17 protein-coding genes are annotated in these 19,508 nt (G+C 38.2%); 15 read left to right on the top strand and 2 right to left on the bottom strand.

Translation table 11 applies throughout. The features are described 5' to 3' along the window. The gene (locus ABI125_01960; GenBank protein XCF06635.1) at positions 1 to 1,185 is read left to right on the top strand and encodes a DUF1501 domain-containing protein; all 1,185 of its coding nucleotides are present in this window, start codon (positions 1 to 3) and stop codon (positions 1,183 to 1,185) included. Positions 1,186 to 1,317: 132 nt separating this feature from the next. Here the strand turns inward: ABI125_01960 and ABI125_01965 are convergent, their stop codons facing one another. Next, positions 1,318 to 2,451 (bottom strand): ATP-binding protein, encoded by a 1,134-nt coding sequence (locus ABI125_01965; GenBank protein ID XCF06636.1) that lies wholly within the window; start codon positions 2,449 to 2,451, stop codon positions 1,318 to 1,320. 42 nt (positions 2,452 to 2,493) lie between these two features. After that, positions 2,494 to 3,564 carry a hypothetical protein gene (locus ABI125_01970; protein ID XCF06637.1) on the bottom strand — a complete coding sequence of 357 codons (1,071 nt, stop codon included), beginning with the start codon at positions 3,562 to 3,564 and terminating at the stop codon, positions 2,494 to 2,496. Positions 3,565 to 3,894: 330 nt separating this feature from the next. Between ABI125_01970 and ABI125_01975 the strand changes: the two genes are divergently transcribed. The 14 genes from ABI125_01975 to ABI125_02040 all read left to right on the top strand — a co-directional run bounded on the left by ABI125_01975 (position 3,895) and on the right by ABI125_02040 (position 19,495). Next, the gene (locus ABI125_01975; protein XCF07863.1) at positions 3,895 to 4,896 is read left to right on the top strand and encodes a MoxR family ATPase; all 1,002 of its coding nucleotides are present in this window, start codon (positions 3,895 to 3,897) and stop codon (positions 4,894 to 4,896) included. Between the two features lie 76 nt (positions 4,897 to 4,972). Beyond that, complete coding sequence (locus ABI125_01980; GenBank protein ID XCF06638.1) at positions 4,973 to 5,839, top strand: DUF58 domain-containing protein; 867 nt, start codon at positions 4,973 to 4,975, stop codon at positions 5,837 to 5,839. Between the two features lie 18 nt (positions 5,840 to 5,857). Continuing rightward, a complete protein-coding gene (locus tag ABI125_01985) occupies positions 5,858 to 7,522 on the top strand; it encodes a BatD family protein (GenBank protein ID XCF06639.1) in 1,665 nt (554 codons plus the stop codon). Continuing rightward, on the top strand, positions 7,522 to 8,526 hold the full coding sequence (locus ABI125_01990) for a VWA domain-containing protein (protein ID XCF06640.1): 1,005 nt from the start codon (positions 7,522 to 7,524) through the stop codon (positions 8,524 to 8,526). Before ABI125_01985 ends, ABI125_01990 begins: the two co-directional genes overlap by 1 nt. An 83-nt stretch (positions 8,527 to 8,609) precedes the next feature. Next, positions 8,610 to 9,647 (top strand): VWA domain-containing protein, encoded by a 1,038-nt coding sequence (locus tag ABI125_01995; GenBank protein XCF06641.1) that lies wholly within the window; start codon positions 8,610 to 8,612, stop codon positions 9,645 to 9,647. Between the two features lie 75 nt (positions 9,648 to 9,722). Continuing rightward, positions 9,723 to 10,580: a tetratricopeptide repeat protein gene (locus ABI125_02000; GenBank protein XCF06642.1), complete on the top strand. Its 858-nt coding sequence runs from the start codon at positions 9,723 to 9,725 to the stop codon at positions 10,578 to 10,580. Between the two features lie 104 nt (positions 10,581 to 10,684). Next, positions 10,685 to 12,457, top strand: a complete 1,773-nt coding sequence (locus ABI125_02005) for a BatD family protein (protein XCF06643.1) — start codon at positions 10,685 to 10,687, stop codon at positions 12,455 to 12,457. 3 nt (positions 12,458 to 12,460) lie between these two features. Further along, entirely contained in the window at positions 12,461 to 13,219 is a 759-nt protein-coding gene (locus tag ABI125_02010; protein XCF06644.1) for a tetratricopeptide repeat protein, read from the top strand. A 52-nt stretch (positions 13,220 to 13,271) separates the two neighbouring features. Next, positions 13,272 to 13,574, top strand: coding sequence for a hypothetical protein (locus ABI125_02015; GenBank protein ID XCF06645.1), 303 nt, complete (start codon positions 13,272 to 13,274; stop codon positions 13,572 to 13,574). A gap of 96 nt (positions 13,575 to 13,670) precedes the next feature. Next, positions 13,671 to 15,263 (top strand): SulP family inorganic anion transporter, encoded by a 1,593-nt coding sequence (locus ABI125_02020; protein ID XCF06646.1) that lies wholly within the window; start codon positions 13,671 to 13,673, stop codon positions 15,261 to 15,263. A 5-nt stretch (positions 15,264 to 15,268) separates the two neighbouring features. Then, positions 15,269 to 16,069, top strand: a complete 801-nt coding sequence (locus ABI125_02025; GenBank protein ID XCF06647.1) for a universal stress protein — start codon at positions 15,269 to 15,271, stop codon at positions 16,067 to 16,069. A gap of 38 nt (positions 16,070 to 16,107) precedes the next feature. Further along, positions 16,108 to 16,737: a carbonic anhydrase family protein gene (locus tag ABI125_02030; protein XCF06648.1), complete on the top strand. Its 630-nt coding sequence runs from the start codon at positions 16,108 to 16,110 to the stop codon at positions 16,735 to 16,737. A gap of 137 nt (positions 16,738 to 16,874) precedes the next feature. After that, the gene (locus ABI125_02035; protein XCF06649.1) at positions 16,875 to 17,543 is read left to right on the top strand and encodes a DUF2490 domain-containing protein; all 669 of its coding nucleotides are present in this window, start codon (positions 16,875 to 16,877) and stop codon (positions 17,541 to 17,543) included. Between the two features lie 89 nt (positions 17,544 to 17,632). Further along, positions 17,633 to 19,495, top strand: coding sequence for a SulP family inorganic anion transporter (locus ABI125_02040; GenBank protein XCF06650.1), 1,863 nt, complete (start codon positions 17,633 to 17,635; stop codon positions 19,493 to 19,495). The last annotated feature ends 13 nt before the right edge of the window (positions 19,496 to 19,508 follow it).

The raw sequence follows: 19,508 nt of genomic DNA on the forward strand, positions 1-19,508 counted from the left end.
ATGGACAGAAGAAAATTTTTAAAACAGTCGTCGTTAGCCAGTAGCCTCTTTTTTGTGCCGAGTTTTGTTCGGGCTTTCGAGGAAGTAGCAAGCAGTAAATTGGGTTATAAGCGTTTGGTAATTGTGCAACTGTCGGGCGGAAACGATGGATTGAATACCGTCGTGCCTTTCCGGAATGATTTGTATTATAAAGAGCGGCCTACGTTGGGTATTTCTCAAAAAGACATTATAATATTAAATGATGAAGTAGGCCTGAATAGAAATTTAGCGCCGTTGAAACGCTTGTATGATAACGGATACCTCTCCATAATCAACAACGTGGGCTATCCCAACCCGAATCGGTCGCATTTCAGGTCGATGGATATTTGGCAAACGGCAAGTGATTCCGATGAGTATTCTCAAAGTGGATGGATTGGGCGTTACTTGGACGAATATGGAAAACACCCCCATTCGGCCATAGAAATTGATGATAGTTTATCCTTGGCCATGAAAGGCAACCATTTTAATGCTATTGCTACCCAAGATGCCAAAGCGCTGTACAACATGTCTAAAGACCCGTTTTTTGATAATATCCACAACAACGATGTGCATTTAAGCGAACATAATTTGGGCTATTTATACAAATCCATGATTGCGGCCGAATCGTCAGCGAAATATATTTACGAAACTAGTAAAACGGTCAGTTCAAAAAAAGAATATCCCAATAATGGTTTTGCCAAACAGTTAAAAACTACGGCGCAGTTTATTAATTCGCATTTGGAGACAAAGGTGTATTACACGTCGTTGGGCGGTTTCGATACGCATGTTAACCAATTGAACAAACAAAACCGATTGCTAAAGACCTACGCCGAAAGCATAGAAGCATTTGTTGATGATTTAAAAGCTAATAACACCTTTAAAGATACGCTTATTTTAACCTTTTCGGAATTTGGCCGTAGGGTAAAACAAAATGCCAGTGTGGGGACAGATCACGGTACTGCAAACAACGTATTTGTTATTGGTGAAAATTTGAAAAAGCAAGGGCTTTACAACAATGTGGCGCGACTGGATAATTTGGACGACAATGGCGATTTAAAATTTGAAATCGATTTTAGAACCATTTATGCTACGGTGTTAGGAAAGTGGCTTCAGGTTGATGATCAAAAAATTTTGAATAAATCTTTCAGTCAGCTGAACTTCGTATAAATAAAAAAACCTTGACTCTGTTTCGATTTGGAGCACAAGGTTTAATTAAAAAGATTAATAGCAGTACAAACTTACAATTTTTGTTTCAATGAAACAAGATATAATGTTAAGTAAGGGTTAAATTAATCGTAATTAATTATACTTCACTTTTCTAAGTATTCGAAGGGCTTCTTTGTAAAGTTGATATACTTCATCACTGTGCGCTTTAAGATAAGGCTTAGCTTCATTAAGTTTTTCTAAGGCTTCATGAAACGAGTTTAAATAGCAAATAAGGTAAGTGCTAGGCAGATTTTTTAAGTCGGATAGTTGTCGTTCGGTGAGTTTGAGCCCTTTTTTCAGTTTGTTTAAAATAGCATTGTTGGTGTTGTAAATGTGGTGCAGTATTTTTTTATCGAATTGTGGCGGTTCAAATAGCAGTTTAGTCTTTATGTGGTATTGTGCGTTCTCTTCAAAATTAATTAGGGTTTCTTCCAAAGGATAGTATTTTTTCGAGTCGTAAAGCCCTAAATTTACATACTCTAATATTTTAAAACTGTCTTCGTCAATGGTGATGGCCACTTCATCCAACGCCGAAAAAAACAAACGCACCTGCTCGTTGATCAATTCAATATCCACCCGCGAATAGAACGTTTCGTCTTTTACCATTTTTTTTTGACCGGCCCAGCATACCACAAAATATTCCTTAAACACTTTGTATTGAGCGTTGTAATCTTTTCGGGTGTCCATAAAATGAAACACCCCGTCTAGAGTGTGTTCAATATTGTTCTGCGCATTATTTTCAACGGCTTCGACAATTTTCGAGTTAACATCTTTAATTTCAATATCGAACACTTTGGGCATGCTCATACTGCCGTCCCTAAAAAACACCGAGCCGCCGTAATATTTCCAAATGTTTTTTCTCAGCGAAGTAATTTTTCCAGTGGGGCGAATGGTTACCAATCCTACCACTTTATCTTCCGGTAAGTGCGGAAAAGCAATGTTTTCGTACTGTACAATGGGTGGATGGCTTAAATAAGCATTGATGAGGTTTTGTATTTTACTGTCGTCAAAAAAATCGACACCTATTATTTTATTGTCGGCATCGTCAACGCCAATTACTATGTACGAGTTGTTTTTGGGGTTGCTGTTCGAGAGTGCGCAAACATGCTTTAAAAACTTGGCCTTGCCTTCTTTGTGGCTAATATCGATCTTGCGTTTTTTGTCGTAAAAACTGTTTTCGTCGTTATGGGCCAAAAGGTGTTTTATGAGTAGGCGCTTGTTAATCATAATTCTTATTCCTGCGAAGGTAGGAATCTCATGGGTTTAAGTTTAGAACTCTATAGGGATGAAGAATTGGTCGTGAAATGTTTTAGGTTCGTATAATATGGGCCCTAAATAGCCATAGTGCTGGACTTGTTTTTCAGGGATTAATCCTTTTATTTTTTCAATTATATCTTTAGAATATTTAGGGTCTTGGACATAAATTTTTTTTAGTTTGGGCATTGCGTCCAAGATGAACTTGTCAATTTTTCTATTAAAGAAAGGGAATGAATAACCTATTACAACTAGGGTTTCAGTTTCTTCAACAGAATTTTGCAAATTATTATAAAACTTGGACTCTTCTTTAAAGTTTTCCCATGCAAAAGACATATTTGGTTCGTAGTCTGAGAATAGTTTTCTGCTGCTATAGATTTCTAAGAAACTCGAAACCAAATTGACTTCATCAATATCATAATCTTCAATCAAGTCGTAAGTTTCGTTTTTTTTATTTTTTAAATTGGTTGTGCCATTAACTTTAAAAACATTAAATTCATTGTTAAGGTTTTCGGCAGAAGAGGTGGGCATGTTCCCTTTTGAGAAAACGTTTAAAATATCTCTGCTTTCTTCAATTGTTTTGTTAGAAAATCTACTAAAAGCAATTTCTAACTGTGAATCATAATTCCACGATAAAATTTTTAAATTACTTGGTATTTCGGATAGGCTTTCTAATATTGAAGCAAAAAAGCTATCATATCTTTTATCAAAGTGGAAGGTTTGTTCATAAATAAAAAAACAAGATAAGATGTATTTTAGTTTTTTTAAATCGGTATGATTATCCTGTAGATATAATTTTTTTTCAAAAGTATCAATACTAGTATGGTTTTTAGCTCCATTTACTAACCAAAGAATATCTTTGTGGAATGTTTTTATTTTTTCAAACTCTAATTTTTGTCCCTCGATTGAATTAAATCTGAATAAGTGTTTTTCACCAATTCTGGATTTTTGTTGATTTTTAATGACAAAGTCAAAACTGGAAATGTAGAATTGGTTTAAAAAACCTTCTAATTTATCTGGTATTTGCTCTACTATTGGCAATGCTTCATAGCTTGCGCCCGCTCCCAACAAATAGGTTATGTTCATAATCTTATTTGGTTTTCAGCATAAAAATAATCAAAACCAATGTAAATTGATTTAATTATATGTTTTGGTTTTCAATGGATTGAAAATAATTATGAGACATGCCACTTTTCAGAATATTCCTTAAAACACTTTACTTCAAAACCTCAAAAGCAATCATAATAATTGATAAAACAAAGCGAGTATGTTGCCTTTCTTGGTTTTAACCATTAATTAACGCCTTTTGAAGTTCATTTTTAACCAATTTTTAACAGCAGTGAAATAAAAATTTTAACAATTTGCAATGCTCAAATAAGGGCAGTATATTCGGGCTTTTAATAAAAATGAAAAATGATGGAAGAAACAAGTACAATTGATATTAAGTCGATTAACGAGAAAATTGAAAAGGAAAGTGCTTTTGTTGACTTGCTGATGTTGGAAATGAACAAGGTAATTGTTGGCCAAAAGTACATGGTAGAACGATTGCTTATCGGTTTGCTCGGTCAGGGGCATATTTTGTTGGAAGGTGTTCCAGGTTTGGCAAAAACCTTGGCTATTAATACACTTTCGCAAGCGGTTCATGGTAGCTTTAGCAGGATTCAGTTTACTCCCGATCTTTTGCCGGCTGATGTTACCGGTACATTGATTTACAATATGAAGGTCAATGATTTTTCCATCAAAAAAGGACCTATTTTTGCTAACTTCGTTTTGGCCGATGAGGTGAACAGAGCACCTGCCAAAGTACAGGCCGCGTTACTGGAAGCCATGCAGGAAAAGCAGGTAACCATTGGCGACGATACTTTTAAGTTGGACAAACCATTTTTGGTAATGGCTACCCAAAACCCGGTAGAGCAGGAGGGAACCTATCCGCTGCCAGAAGCTCAGGTAGACCGTTTTATGTTGAAAACCGTTATCGACTACCCAAAAATTGATGAGGAACAACTCATTATGCGTGCCAATTTAAAAGGTGCTTGGGAAAAAGTGAATCCAGTGGTGTCGCTCGAGCAGATTTTAAATGCACAACAAGCGGTGCGTGAGGTTTACATGGATGAGAAAATTGAAAAATACATCCTCGATATTATTTTCGCTACACGATACCCAGAAAAATACAGACTTACCAGTTTAAAACCGTTAATTTCATTCGGTGCTTCGCCACGTGGTAGTATCAACTTGGCCACTGCCGCAAAATGTTACGCGTTCATTAAACGTCGCGGTTACGTAATCCCAGAAGACGTGCGTGCCGTGGTTTACGATGTGCTAAGACACAGAATTGGTATTACTTACGAAGCCGAGGCCGAAAATGTGACTTCCGTCGATATCATCAACAAAATAGTAAACGAAATAGAGGTGCCTTGATGAGTTCCGAGTTACAAGTTTCAAGTTCAATGTTTCTAAACTTTGAACCTTAAACCTCAAACCTTGAACAATTCAAATGGATACCAAAGATTTACTAAAAAAAGTACGTAAAATAGAGATCAAGACACGTCGGTTGTCTGATCATATTTTTGGGGGTGAATACCATTCCACCTTCAAAGGGCGTGGTATGACCTTTAGTGAGGTAAGGCAGTATCAATTTGGCGACGATGTTCGTAATATAGATTGGAACGTTACCGCACGCTACAATGAACCTTTTGTAAAAGTGTTTGAGGAAGAACGCGAGCTAACCATGATGTTGATGGTCGATGTTTCAGGATCGGAGTTTTTCGGAACGGAACAGCAGTTTAAAAACGAGGTGGTTACCGAAATAGCTGCGACATTGGCATTTTCGGCCACTCAAAACAACGATAAAATTGGCCTGATTTTGTTTTCCGATAAGGTTGAATTGTATATTCCGCCAAAAAAAGGCCGTTCGCACGTATTACGCATTATTCGCGAATTGATAGAGTTTCAGCCCGAAAGTAAACAAACCAATTTGGCCGAAGCTTTAAAATTCATGCAAAACGTCATGAAAAAGAAAGCTATTGTTTTTGTGCTGTCTGATTTTATTGCCGACGATTACCACCACACCATGAAAATAGTTGCAGGGAAACACGATGTAACGGGCATACGGGTGTACGATAAACGCGAGGAGGAAATCCCTAATTTAGGTATGGTACAAATGCAGGATGAAGAAACGGGCGAGCTCATGTTGGTAAACACCTCCTCGAAAAAAGTGCGATTAAATTACGGTAAGTTTTACAACGAAAAAGTGAATTACTATAAAGAGAGCTTTACCAAATCGGGTGCCGGTGCTATTGATTGCCGTGTGGACGAAAGCTACGTGAAAAAGCTGTTGGGTTATTTTAAAAGAAGAGGATAAACGATTTTGGATTTAAGAATGACGAATTACGATTTCAGATTTATTGGTAAAGTATTAAAATTAGGAACAAACTTCCACAAAAGTTTATTTCTGTCTTTATTCTTAATACTCAGTTCTTTATTCTCTTTTTCCCAAGTCAAATCAACCATCAATTCTAATTCTATAAAAATTGGAGAACAGATTACTTATCATATTCAAGTAGAGGTCGATTCTACCAAATTAGTGGTTTTTCCAGAGGGGCAAACCTTTTCGCCGTTGGAAATGATTGAATCATACAATGTCGATACTTTAAAGAACAACGATAAATTCAACCTCATTAAAAAATACGGACTCACGCAGTTCGATTCGGGGACTTATACCATCCCTAGGCAAAAAATCATCATTGGTGATAAAACATTCTTTACCGATTCGCTGCAGGTTGAAGTTCGTAATGTAGTAGTCGATTCTACCAAAGGCTTATTTGATATCAAACCCATTATAGCCGTTGAAAAACAAGGCTGCGATTGGTGGAAATATGTGCTCATTACCTTGTTGGTGCTCGGTGCTGTGGCCTTTTTATTGTATTGGTTTATTTGGCGAAAAAAACCATTAACCGAGGAAGAAAAAATAGCTTTGCTTCCGCCATACGACCGTGCTAAATTGGCATTGAAAAAACTGGATGAGGCCCCTTATTTACAGGAAAAAAACCTAAAGGATTATTATTCTGAATTGACCTTTATCATCCGAAAATATTTAGATGAAAAAGTGTACGACCATGCTTTGGAAAGTACCACTGATGAGCTAATTAACCGATTGAATTTATTAAAAGAAGCCAATCAGGTTGATTTGAGTAAAGAGGATATTAAAAATCTGGAGGCGATTTTAAAACGTGCCGATTTGGTGAAATTTGCTAAATCTGCCCCAGATATCGAGTTGGCTAAAATAGACCGCGACACCATCGATTTGGAAATAGATCACGTTAAAGAAGCCTTGCCCGAACCCACTGAAGAAGAAAAACTTCTCGATCAAAAATATCGCGAAGAGCAAGAGCGTAAAAAGAAGCGTAAAAAAGTGTGGCTTACTGTGGGTATTAGCGTGTTTTTGCTTTTGGCCACAATCACCGGGCTTTCTGTAAAATTTGGTTTCGATTATGTAAAAGACACTATAATAGGCCACGATAGCAAAGAACTTTTAGAAGGCGAGTGGGTAACCAGCCAATATGGTGTTCCACCGGTAACCATAAGTACGCCAAAGGTTTTAAAACGCATGCCGCCGCCCATTCCTGAGGAAGCAAAGCAACAAGTAGATATGACCATGTTTGGCTACGGAAGCCTTATTGATGGGTTTAATATTGTGGTTATAAACACTAAGATTAAAAACCTAGGAGAAAACAAAATTGAGTTGGAACAGGTTGCCGATCAAAGCATGAAAATGATTGAGCAGCAGGGTGTAGAGAATATGTTGGTGAAGAACGACAAGTTTGTAACGCCCAATGGCGCCGAAGGCCTCAAGATTTATGGTACGGGCGATTTTCCTACCATTGTACCCGACGAAAAGGAAAAAGGTAATTACACCATTTTGCTGTTCAATTCTGAAAATGTGATTCAGCAAATCTTGTTAGTTTGGAAGTTGGATGATAACTACGCCGAGCAAATGGTAGAGCGCATCTTAAATTCCGTAGAACTTAAAAAAGCAGAAAACTAATGTTTGAAGGCATAGAATTTGTAAATAAAGAGTTTTTCTGGTTGCTGTTGGCCTTGCCTTTGGCCGTGCTTTGGTATGTGTTCAAAAATAAAAAGCAGACCGCCGAGCTTAAAATGTCAAGTTTAAAAGGCTTTAAAGTTACTAACTCTTGGTTGCCCAAATTAAGGCATTTGTTATTCGTGTTGCGTTTGTTGGCTTTGGTGCTGTTAATTACGGCTTTGGCGCGTCCGCAGTCGGTTGACGTGTCTACACGAACTAAAACCACACGTGGTATCGATATCGTGATGTCCATTGACGTTTCGGCGAGTATGTTGGCAAAAGATTTGTCGCCCAACCGATTGGAGGCCTTAAAAGATGTGGCAGCCGATTTCATAAAAAAACGCCCCAACGATCGTATTGGGTTGGTGGAATACGCTGGGGAAAGCTACACAAAAACCCCAATTACTAGCGATAAAGCCATTGTATTGCGCTCATTAAAAAGCATAAAATATAACACGATTATTGAAGGCGGAACGGCTATTGGGATGGGATTGGCCACTTCGGTTAACCGTTTAAAGGACAGCAAAGCGAAAAGTAAAGTGATTATTTTGCTCACCGATGGCGTGAATAATACTGGGTTTATCGACCCAAAAATTGCCAGCGAATTGGCCGTGGAATATGGTATAAAAGTGTATACCATTGGGTTGGGTACCAACGGTATGGCACTGTCGCCCGTTGCTATTTTGCCCAACGGGCAATTTCAATACGGCCGTATTCAGGTGGAAATTGACGAAGCTTTGTTAAAGGAAATCGCCGAAGTTACCGGTGGAAAGTATTTTAGGGCCACAAATAATAAAAAGCTGGAAGAGATTTACGATGAAATAAACAAACTTGAAAAAACGGAAATTGAGGAATTTAAATTTTATAATTATGATGAAAAATTCCGTCCGTTGGTGATTTTGGCAGGCTTGCTTTTAATGTTGGAAGTGTTGCTGAGGTTTACCGTTTTCAGAAGTTTCATATAATAAATTTTGCATTTCCGCGAAGGCGGAAACTCATAAAGTGGAACTTTTGTGATTTAGATTTTTAAAATTGGAATTTTAAATAAATGTATCAATTAGACGAAAAAATATGGTTTTGGGCATTGGCAGTTATTCCTGTAGTGGTGTTGCTCTTTTTGGTGCTTCAGTTTTGGAAATACCGCGCCCAACGGAAGTTCGCCGATAAGGAGTTGCTCAAAAAATTAAGTCCGAATACCTCACTTTTCAAAAGCATTTTAAAACTTACGGTACTTTGCTTGGCGTTTGCCTGTTTGGCACTGGCTTTGGTAAACCCCAAAATTGGCACGAAATTGGAAACCGTAAAACGCGAAGGTGTCGATATTGTTTTTGCTATCGATGTTTCAAAAAGTATGTTGGCCGAAGATATTGCGCCTAACCGATTGGAGAAATCGAAGCAATTGGTAACGCAAATTATCAATAATTTGGCTAGCGACCGCGTTGGTATTATTGCCTATGCCGGGAAAGCCTTTCCGCAATTGCCTATCACTACCGATTATGCTTCGGCCAAAATGTTCCTTCAAAGTATGAATACCGATATGTTGTCGTCGCAAGGTACAGCCATTAACGAAGCCATTAATCTGGCGAAAACCTATTTTGATGACGAAGAGCAAACCAACCGCGTGCTCATCATCATTTCAGATGGAGAGGACCATAGCGAGCAGGCCGCTACAGTGGCCGAAGAAGCTAGCGAAGAAGGTATTCGTATTTTTACCATTGGTGTGGGCGATGTAAAAGGTGGGCCTATTCCAGAAAAACGAAATGGTGTGGTACTGAATTACAAAAAGGATAGCCAAGGCGAAACGGTAATTACCAAGTTGAATGAGGAAACCCTTAAAAATATTGCGAGTGAAGCTAACGGAGCTTATATAAACGGAAAGAATACTAAAGATGTTGTTGAAAACATCCGCGAAATATTGAATGCCATGGACAAAACCGAATTTGAATCGAAACAGTTTGCCGATTTTAAATCGCAGTTTCAGTGGTTTTTAGGCTTCTGTATTTTCTTTTTGTTGCTGGATATTTTCCTTTTAGAGCGAAAAACAGCTTGGCTGAAAAAGTTGAACCTGTTCAATGAAAATTTATAAACTGCTGGAATCGAGATATTTTATAAAATTTTTAACGAACAAAACATAGCATATTTTCTAACTTAGAAATAAAAAATGAAACAATTACTAGCAATTTTACTCCTTTTTACAACTGTTTTCTCCTTTGCGCAAGAAGAGGATAAAGCCCAGTTGTTGGCTTTAAAAAAGGCTAATAATTTTGTTTACCAGGGTAATAACTTATTGGATGAAGATGCCGTTGCTGCCGAAATGGAATATCGAAAAGCGCTTTCTGAACGACCTAATTTGGCGGTGGGTAGTTACAATTTGGGCACATCGTACATTAAGCAAGGTAATTTTGATGAAGCTATTTACAGATTGGAAGCAGCGGCTAAATCGGCGACTTCAAAAACAGAAAAACACAAAGCATATCACAATATCGGGAACGTTTTAATGCAAGCAAAAAAGTGTCAGGAAGCTGTTGATGCTTATAAAAACGCGTTACGAAACAATCCCTCTGATGACGAAACTCGGTATAATTTGGCAGTGGCGAAAGACTGTGCCGAACAGCAAAAAGACCAAAACCAAGACGAGAATCAGGATAACAAGGACGAAAACCAAGACAATAAAGACCAACAGGAAAACGACCAGAATAAGGAAAATCAGGATAACCAAGATAATCAAGACCAAGAGGGCGATAATCAAGACGATAACAAAGACGAGGGCGACCAAGACAATAAAGAAGGAGAGGACGAAGAAGATGAAGGCAAGCCCGAAGATGACAAACAAGATAAAGGTGAGGGTGGCGACGAGCAAAAAGAGCAGCCGAAACCACAACCACAGCCCGGACAGTTATCGCCACAGCAGATAAAAAATTTGTTGGAAGCCATGAATAACCAAGAACAAAAAGTTCAGGAAAAAATGAATGCCGAAAAGCAGAAAGGGGTCATCATTCAATCGGATAAAGATTGGTAAAAGTTAGAAGTTTGAAGACCGAAGCTCGAAGTTTACAGTCGTTTTGTCATGCTGAGCGAGCCTACACTGAGCGCAGTCGAAGTGAAGCATCTCAATCTAAAAAAATGAAATTCAAAAAATACATATTTCTATTATTAGTTTTAACAACCAGCCTTGCCTCTGCACAAGTGCAATTTAATGCCAAGGTAAGTAAGCAAAAATTGGGGGTTAACGAAAGGTTGCGCATTGATTTTGAAATGAATCAAGATGGCGATAATTTCAATCCGCCCGATTTTGCCAATTTCACTGTTGTTGGCGGTCCTAATCAGTCGGTGAGCAACTCGTGGATTAATGGCAAGCGCACCTTCAAAAAAACCTACAGTTATTTCTTGGCTCCTAAAAAACGTGGAAATTTTACCATTCAGCAAGCTACTATTGTTATTGATGGTACTATTTATAAAACCACGCCCGTAAAAATTGAAGTGACTGCCGCGGTCGAGATTCCAAAAGACCCCAACGACCCACAGTATCTAGCTTCGGAGAATATCCATTTGGTAGCAGAAGTTTCCAAAACCAATCCGTATTTAAACGAGGCCATTACCGTGGTTTACAAGTTGTACGTTTCCCCGAAAATTGCTGTCGATAATTGGAACGAAATTGATACGCCAAGGTATAATGATTTTTGGAGCCAGAATATAGATACCCAAGGCCAGAAAGTACAAAACGGAAAATATAACGGCGAGGATTACCGGTTTTTAGTCCTTCGGAAAACGGTACTTTATCCGCAAAAAACAGGAAAGCTCGATTTGGAGCCCTTAACGCTCGATATCGCTTTGCGCGTACCCACCAACCGACGTGATATTTTTGGAAGCGTATTAATGCAACGTACTAACCGAACTGTTTCGGCCGGAAATAAAAGTATTAACGTAAAACCTTTGCCCGAAATAGGAAAACCGTTGGATTTTACCGGTGCGGTTGGCGATTTCAATTTAAATGTTTCAGCGTCAAAAACCGAATTGGATGCCACTGAGTCGCTTCAGGTAAAAGTGGAAGTGGGTGGAAATGGTAATTTAAAATTGTTTAAACTGCCCAAAATTTCCTTGCCAAGTTCGCTAGAGGTTTACGAACCAGAGCATAAGGAAAATGTACGTACTAATCTTTCAGGAATGCAGGGCGCCATTTCCGATAGTTATACCGTGGTGCCGCAGTACAAAGGGAAATATCCAATTCCTAGTATTTCGTTTTCATATTTCGATTTAAAAACCGAGAGCTACAAACGTTTGTCTTCCGATGAAATTGTAATCAACGTATTGAGTGGGCCATCAAACAATGCCACTGCCGATAATTCCGTTTCAAGTGGCAATGTCGGTAAGCAAGCGGTGGTTTTAAATAGCGATCAGTTTGCATTCATTAAAACCCAAACTGATTTTTATCCTATTGAAATTAGCTATTTCTTCAAGACCAAATTATTTTGGAGTTTGTTGTTGATGCCGTTTTTGGCCATTCCTTTGGCTATTGTGGTGCGTCGTAAAAAGGCCAGCCGAGATGCCGACGTGTTTGGAAACAAAATAAGAAAGGCCGATAAGCTCGCCAGAAAATATTTGAGCAATGCCAAAAAATCATTAGGTAAAAAAGAAGAATTTTATATTGCCCTTGAAAAAGCTTTGCACAACTATTTAAAGGCAAAATTGCATATTGAAACCAGCGATTTCAGTAAAGATAAAATTGAAAATCTGTTAAAAGAAAAGCAAGTTAACGGCGAAGTGATAAACGATTTTATAGGTATTATTGAGAGTTGCGATTTGGCACGCTATACCCCAATCGATAACGTAACCATGCAGGAAGATTATGATAAGGCCGCCAAAACCATTTCGTTAATTGATAAACAAGCACGCTAAAACATGAAACCATTATTCTGTACATTTTTGTTGTTAATTGGGTTGGTGTCTTTTTCGCAAAACCAAGACTTGTTTAAAAAAGCGAACGCCCTTTACAACGAAGGAAAATTTGCTGAAGCCATTGACGATTACACGGCTATTTTGGAAACGGGGCAGCACTCATCCGATTTGTATTTCAACTTGGCAAATGCCCATTATAAATTGAGCCATATAGCCCCGAGTATCTATTATTACGAAAAGGCCTTGCAGTTGGCTCCGAATGATGAGGACATAAAAAACAACATGTCTTTTGCCAAAAACATGACCATTGATGCCATTGAGGTGGTGCCAGAAACCGGAGTTTCAAAACTTGTGAAAAACATCACCAATAAGTTGTCTTTTGATGCTTGGGCCAAAACAGCCGTTGGTTTTGTGTTCTTATTTGTCGTTTTGTTTTTAATCTATTATTTCGCTTATTCCACAGCCCGAAAACGTTTGGCGTTTATTGGGAGTTTTGTGTGCTTGGGCTTGATATTCATAGCTTTGGCGTTTGCGTTCCATAAATACAATTTGGACAAAAACGACAATCCGGCTATTGTGTTTGTACAGGAAAGCAAAGTGAAGAGCACGCCAAATGCACGGGGCGAAGAGGCTTTTAGGTTGCACGAAGGCACCAAAGTTCAGGTGGAAGAAACCTACAACGACTGGAAAAAAATAAAACTGGCCGATGGAAAAACTGGTTGGGTAGCTTCAGAAGATATAAAACTGCTCAACAATTTTTAATAGAAATTTAACATTAAGAATTGTATATTTGTTAACCTAGTAACAGATTTTTATGCTAAAACAAATCGTTTCAATATGCTTTACAACGCTGTTTGTGCTGTTTTTAATGGCGCCAACGGTGGTTTCTTTGTTGGACGATTCTGTTGATGTTTCTGTTTTCTACACTACTTCCGAAGAGGAAGAAAAAGGTGCTAAAAAGATTTCTGAAAAAGAACTTTTATGCCACGAAATGGGCGAAACCAATTTGAATGTTTTTTTGGGGGACAATGAGCTTGATTTGGAATATTACCAAAAAAAGTATCCCAATCCGCATTTAAAATTAAACTCCCCTCCTCCAAAATTTCACATATTATAATTCAGTTTTTAGGGCTTAAAGTAAGTCTTAATCAATTTCTTATTGTTTATTCTGAGTTTGGTTTTATAGGAGCCAAGCCAAAAATTTTATTATAATATGTTTAAAACTATTAAAAGCGACTTGCCAGCGAGTATAGTTGTATTTTTCGTTGCCTTACCGTTATGTTTAGGAATTGCTCTTGCCAGTGGGGCACCATTATTTTCAGGGTTAATAGCTGGTATTATTGGAGGTATTGTTGTTGGAGCATTGAGTGGCTCAAATATTGGGGTGAGTGGTCCCGCAGCAGGTTTGGCTGCCATTGTATTAACTGCCATTGGAACTTTGGGTGGTTATCAAAACTTTTTGGTAGCCGTTGTTTTGGGTGGAATTATCCAATTACTTTTTGGAGTGCTAAAAGCGGGTGTTATTGGGTATTATTTTCCGTCATCGGTTATTAAAGGGATGCTTACCGGTATTGGTATCATCATTATACTGAAGCAAATTCCTCACTTTTTTGGCTATGATGCCGAGCCCGAAGGAGCCGATAGTTTTATTGAGGCATCCGGAGAAAATACATTTTCTTCGTTGCTTAGCATTACTGATAATATTATTTGGGGGTCGTTTTTAATTGGTGCTGTTGGTTTAGCCATTCTAATTTTATGGGATAGGGTGTTATCGAAAAAGTCCAAAATTTTCCAACTTATTCAAGGCCCATTGGTAGCAGTGATTTTAGGTATCATTTTTTATGTATTTACACAAGACCACCAAACGTTGTCTATCGCGCAATCACACTTAGTGAGTGTGCCCGTACCCGAAGATGCTTCGTCCTTTTTGGCTCAATTCAGTTTTCCCAATTTTGGAGTGATTACCAATCCCGATGTTTGGGTAGTGGCATTTACAATTGCATTGGTAGCCAGTTTGGAAACATTGTTGTGTGTTGAGGCTACCGATAAACTGGATCCGCATAAAAACGTAACGCCAACAAACAGAGAATTGTTAGCTCAAGGAACTGGTAACATTCTTTCCGGTTTAATAGGTGGATTGCCTATTACGCAGGTAATTGTTCGTAGTTCTGCAAATATCCAATCAGGTGGACAATCTAAATTATCAGCTATTATCCACGGATTTTTCTTGTTGATTTCGGTGATTTTGATTCCAAGATTGTTGAATATGATTCCTCTTTCGGTTCTAGCTGCCATTTTATTGGTTGTAGGATATAAACTAGCAAAACCTTCATTATTTAAAGTGATGTACAATTTAGGTTGGAAGCAATGGGTGCCATTTATCGTAACGGTTTTGGGTATCGTTTTTATCGATTTGTTGTATGGTATCGGTCTCGGACTTATGGTTGGTATTGTGGTTATTCTTTTAAAGAGCTACCAAAATTCGCATTTCCTTCATATTGAAGACAAGAGCAACGGAAAGCATAAAATTAAGATGACACTTGCCGAAGAGGTAACTTTTTTCAACAAAGGTGCTATTTTAAAGGAATTGGACAGTTTACCAAAAGACACTTATTTGGAACTGAATCTTTTAAAAACAAGGTATTTGGATAACGATATCATAGAAATTCTTGAAGATTTCCTATTTAAAGCCAAAGAGCGGAATATCGATATCAAATTGGTATCGAAACGGGGTGTTGAAGAAAATCCTGAGAGTTTTATTAAGTTTTTCAATGAAAGACCTAAGTCGAGCATCAGTTTAAGTTAATCATCATGGATGGCAATAAAAATAAAATTTTAGTTCTTTCAGACTTAAAGGATTCTACCGAGGCTATACTTAAAAGTGCCATAGCCTTGGCCAAAATCCTAAGTGCTGATATCAAGTTTTTTCATGTGAAAAAAGGAACGGATGTGGTGGATAGAGATAGCCAATTATCCAGCTTTCGCACCATAAACGAGCAGCATAGTTTAACCAAAAACAGTATTGATGGCATTATAAAGTCGGTTTCCAAAACCTACGGCCTAAAGATTGATTACAGTTATGCTTTCGGAAACATAAAAAACGAAATTCAAGACCAATTGGATACATACCAACCCGACGTTGTTATTGTGGGACGCCGAAAATCGAGATTGGGTTTGGCTGGAGACAAGATTATAAATTTTGTTTTAAAAGCCCATGAAGGCCCAGTATTGGTGGTTAACAGCAAAAACACCATTGAGCCCGATAAAGCACTATTTATGGCTATTTTAAACGGAAGGGCCTCGGGCTATAGCGATGCCATTACCAACAGTTTATTGGAACAGACCCAAAAACCGTTAAAACTATTTGAGGTTGTCGATAAAGCCGGAAAACACAAAGGCAACGAAGCGTCTTCAGCTAATGGGGATGTGGAGTTTGTTTTCGAGCGCAACGACAATACCGTAAGTAATTTATCTAAATACCTATTGAAGAGTAATATTAATTTACTTTATTTAAACCGAAAAAGTAAAGAACAAAACAATGATGGTTTAAAGAAATCTGATATCAAGGACATTATCAGTAAAATAGAAGTGTCTATGCTCATATCGGGGTAAACGCGCTCTTAAACCAATTAAATTAAAAAACACACATCATGAAAGCACACACTAAAGAAACACAAGCAACAATGACACCTGAAAAGTCGTTGCAATTTTTAAAAGAAGGAAACCTAAGGTTTGTAAATAACTTAAAAGCCAATAGAAACCTCTTGGAACAGGTAAACGATACTAGCGATGGGCAATTTCCGTTCGCCACCATTTTAAGTTGTATCGATTCCAGGGTGTCGGCCGAATTGGTTTTCGATCAAGGATTGGGTGATATTTTTAGTGTTCGTATTGCTGGAAACTTTGTAAACGAAGATATATTAGGTAGTATGGAGTTTGCCTGTAAATTGGCAGGAACCAAAATCATTGTGGTTTTGGGCCATACTAGTTGTGGTGCAATAAAAGGCGCTTGCGACGATGCTAAATTAGGAAACTTAACCAGTATGTTGGGGAAAATTAAACCAGCCGTAAATGCTGTTAAGGAACCAGAAGATGCCAGCAAAAGAAATTCTTCCAATATCGATTTTGTCAACAATGTTGCCGAGAAAAATGTTGATTTAACCATTGAAAATATCAGAAAGCAAAGTCCCGTTTTAAAAGAAATGGAAGATAACAAACAGATAGCCATTATTGGTGCTATGTATGATATAAACACGGGTGCAGTAACTTTTTACGAATAAAGCACTGTATGGGAAGAAATAATATGAAACCAGCATGTTTAATCCCGATAGCTATCGGGACATTAAACACACAGTGGAATGATTATTTTGAACATTAAGGTTACATGTGCCCATTGAAAAACAATAAAAATCGACACATGAAAAAGAAAATAAGTTTGGTGGCATTAATCTTCGGGTTAATGCTACCTTTTTTTGGCCAAGCCCAAGATAGCAATTTTGGTAATTGGCTTATTTACATCGGAAACAAAAAAATAAATTCCAAGTGGAACATCCATAACGAGGTGCAGTACCGAAACTACAACGCTATTGGCGATTTAGAGCAGTTGCTGTTAAGAACCGGTTTGGGGTACACCTTTAACGAAGGAAAAAGCAACGTGCTTTTTGGCTATGGCTACATTCTTTCTGAAAACTACGTTGGAAATACAAATGATAAAGTTTCGGTTAACGAGCATCGTATTTTCCAACAGTTCATCTCAAAACAAGCCATAGGCTCAGTAAGCTTACAACATCGGTACCGTTTTGAACAACGTTTTGTGGAAGCCGATTTTAAAATGCGTTTTCGCTACTTTTTGGGAGTGAACGTGCCGCTTTGTGCACAGGATGAAATCCCAAGCAAATTTTATCTTTCAGCATACAACGAAATATTTTTAAATACCGAATCACCCGTTTTCGATAGGAACCGACTTTACGGAGGTTTAGGCTACAATATCAATAAAAATGTTCGGGTTGAAGCGGGTTATATGAACCAGTTTTTTGAAACCGATGGCCGCGACCAATTTAATATAATGACCTTTGTAAACTTTTAAAAATCAAAAAAAATCAATACTTTAAGTGTTGATTTTTTTTTGCAATAAAACCAATAAACCTAACTAGTGTTTCTAAATTAAACTGAATTATGAAGAAATTATTCTCAAACATAAAAGGTGATGCCTTTGGAGGAATAACCGCAGGTATCGTAGCGCTACCATTGGCATTGGCTTTTGGGGTGTCTTCCGGGTTAGGGCCCACGGCTGGTCTCTACGGAGCTATTTTTATTAGTTTTTTTGCTGCTCTTTTTGGTGGAACCAACACTCAGATTTCGGGGCCCACCGCACCCATGACGGCCGTGAGTATGGTGGTGATTGCCAGTATTATTGCCGTTAACGATGGTGATGTCAATCAAGCGCTGCCAGTAATCCTAACCGTGTTTTTATTGGCAGGGCTCATGCAAATTGGGCTTGGTATTTTGGGTTTGGGAAAATACATTCGTTATATTCCTTATCCAGTGGTTTCTGGATTTATGACGGCTATTGGGGTTATTATTCTGCTCACCCAAATTTTGCCTTCATTGGGTTATTATCCCAAAGAAGATGTAGAGTTTGTTGATACCTTTAAACCACAGGCCGAAGAGGTTATTTTAGAGAATATTTTAAAAGAAGAAGCTGAAGAAGGCATTTTGGTGTTGGAAGACTTTAAAGAAACCATTAGAAGGGCGGGAGAGATAACGCAAGCTGATATTTTAAAAGAATCCCAGACTTTGGCAGCAAAGGAAGCTTCGGGGGCTTTAGGGGCCGTTAAAGCGCTGCCACGGGCGTTGCAGAATGTCAATTGGTTGGAATTGATATTGGCACTCGGTACTATTTTTATTATTTATGGTTTTAAAAGAATTACTAAGGCCGTTCCCAGCACGTTGGTAGCCTTATTGGTCATGTCGGGGATAGCGGTTGGTTTCGGGCTCGATTACCGACCCATCGAAGAAATCCCTAGCGGATTGCCAGTACCTAATTTAGAGATTATCACAGGGTTCAAGCTCAGTAAGGTAACGCCCTATGTGTTCACTGCGCTTACTTTGGCGCTTTTGGGAGCGATAGATTCTTTGTTGACCAGTGTAGTGGCCGACAATATGACCAAAACCAAACACAAACCCAACAAAGAATTGGTGGGGCAAGGTATTGGTAACAGTATCGCTGCCGTTTTTGGAGGTATTCCAGGAGCGGGTGCAACCATTCGAACGGTGGTAAATATTACTTCTGGTGGAAAAACAAAGCTTTCAGGAATGATTGCGGGAGTGCTATTGTTCGTAATTTTACTCGGTTTAGGCCCAATCGCATCAAAAATTCCAGCGGCAGTTTTGGCTGGGATTTTAATAACCGTGGGTATTGGGGTAATGGATTATAAAGGACTAAAAGCCATTCCGAGTTTGCCAAAAGATATCAAACTAGGGCCACTTAAATTGAGCTCAGAAGTACTCATTATGTTGGTAGTACTCTTCCTCTCTACGTTTTGGAACTTGGTATATGCCGTGGGTATCGGTTTAATTATCGCGTCATTGATGTTTATGAAGAAAATAGGTGACCTAACTGCCGAACGCAGTAATGTAACGCCTCTCCAAGAAGATGCTTGGAAAGATGAAGCTAGTTTCCCTGAAAACTTAAAAGAAGAAGTATTCATCAAGCATCTTAAAGGGCCACTGTTTTTTGGTTCAACGAATGAATTTCAGCAATTGTCAGAGCAGATTCCCGCAACGGCAAGTACCGTCATAATTAGGTTGGGGCGGATGCAATACATGGACCAATCGGGGCTTTATGCCATGGAAGACGTGCTTCAGGATTTGAATAAAAAAAATATCGAAGTGCTTTTTGTAGGCTTGTTGAAACAACCTAAATATATGATGGAGCGTATTGATATTATCCCCGATTTAATTCCCAAGGAACACATTTTTGAAACATTTAAGGAATGTATGAAATGGGTAAAGTCAAATGTGAAGGATGAATATTAAGCTTGTTTTTTTT

Origin of the sequence: Tamlana crocina (genome assembly GCA_040429635.1) — a bacterium.
Taxonomy (GTDB): domain Bacteria; phylum Bacteroidota; class Bacteroidia; order Flavobacteriales; family Flavobacteriaceae; genus Flavisericum; species Flavisericum crocinum.

Excerpts from the sequence above, each read along its gene's own strand:
- ABI125_02040 (XCF06650.1), top strand. The coding sequence starts at position 17,633 with ATGAAGAAATTATTCTCAAACATAAAAGGTGATGCCTTTGGAGGAATA.
- ABI125_02025 (XCF06647.1), top strand. The coding sequence starts at position 15,269 with ATGGATGGCAATAAAAATAAAATTTTAGTTCTTTCAGACTTAAAGGAT.
- ABI125_01975 (XCF07863.1), top strand. The coding sequence starts at position 3,895 with ATGGAAGAAACAAGTACAATTGATATTAAGTCGATTAACGAGAAAATT.
- ABI125_01965 (XCF06636.1), bottom strand. The coding sequence starts at position 2,451 with ATGATTAACAAGCGCCTACTCATAAAACACCTTTTGGCCCATAACGAC.
- ABI125_02000 (XCF06642.1), top strand. The coding sequence starts at position 9,723 with ATGAAACAATTACTAGCAATTTTACTCCTTTTTACAACTGTTTTCTCC.
- ABI125_02030 (XCF06648.1), top strand. The coding sequence starts at position 16,108 with ATGAAAGCACACACTAAAGAAACACAAGCAACAATGACACCTGAAAAG.
- ABI125_02005 (XCF06643.1), top strand. The coding sequence starts at position 10,685 with ATGAAATTCAAAAAATACATATTTCTATTATTAGTTTTAACAACCAGC.
- ABI125_01995 (XCF06641.1), top strand. The coding sequence starts at position 8,610 with ATGTATCAATTAGACGAAAAAATATGGTTTTGGGCATTGGCAGTTATT.
- ABI125_01990 (XCF06640.1), top strand. The coding sequence starts at position 7,522 with ATGTTTGAAGGCATAGAATTTGTAAATAAAGAGTTTTTCTGGTTGCTG.
- ABI125_01960 (XCF06635.1), top strand. The coding sequence starts at position 1 with ATGGACAGAAGAAAATTTTTAAAACAGTCGTCGTTAGCCAGTAGCCTC.
- ABI125_02015 (XCF06645.1), top strand. The coding sequence starts at position 13,272 with ATGCTAAAACAAATCGTTTCAATATGCTTTACAACGCTGTTTGTGCTG.
- ABI125_02035 (XCF06649.1), top strand. The coding sequence starts at position 16,875 with ATGAAAAAGAAAATAAGTTTGGTGGCATTAATCTTCGGGTTAATGCTA.
- ABI125_01980 (XCF06638.1), top strand. The coding sequence starts at position 4,973 with ATGGATACCAAAGATTTACTAAAAAAAGTACGTAAAATAGAGATCAAG.
- ABI125_01970 (XCF06637.1), bottom strand. The coding sequence starts at position 3,564 with ATGAACATAACCTATTTGTTGGGAGCGGGCGCAAGCTATGAAGCATTG.
- ABI125_02020 (XCF06646.1), top strand. The coding sequence starts at position 13,671 with ATGTTTAAAACTATTAAAAGCGACTTGCCAGCGAGTATAGTTGTATTT.
- ABI125_01985 (XCF06639.1), top strand. The coding sequence starts at position 5,858 with ATGACGAATTACGATTTCAGATTTATTGGTAAAGTATTAAAATTAGGA.
- ABI125_02010 (XCF06644.1), top strand. The coding sequence starts at position 12,461 with ATGAAACCATTATTCTGTACATTTTTGTTGTTAATTGGGTTGGTGTCT.